The organism is Thermorhabdus hydrogeniformans (assembly GCF_049310025.1).
Taxonomy (GTDB): domain Bacteria; phylum Bacillota; class Thermosediminibacteria; order Thermosediminibacterales; family Tepidanaerobacteraceae; genus JBJYKD01.
Genome location: NZ_JBJYKD010000287.1, coordinates 1 through 236 on the forward strand (window position 1 = coordinate 1; position 236 = coordinate 236).

A 236-nucleotide genomic window follows, 5' to 3' on the forward strand; every position below is an offset into this window, starting at 1 on the left:
ACGTATCGCTGAGATGAAAACAGGTGAAGGTAAGACTCTTGTTGCAACATTGCCTGCCTACCTAAATGCACTAACCGGACTTGGAGTTCACATAATCACAGTCAATGACTATCTGGCAACACGTGACAGGGAATGGATGGGTAAAGTGTACGAATTTCTTGGACTGACAGTGGACTGTGTAGTTCATGGAATGGACAACAAGGACAAGAAGGAAGCCTACAAAGCTGATATTACTT

At 43.6% G+C, this 236-nt stretch carries 1 protein-coding gene; it reads left to right on the forward strand.

The window, feature by feature from the left end:
- Positions 1-236 (forward strand): hypothetical protein (locus ACKX14_RS16455; RefSeq protein WP_422449514.1); only part of this gene is annotated, 236 nt, incomplete at both ends.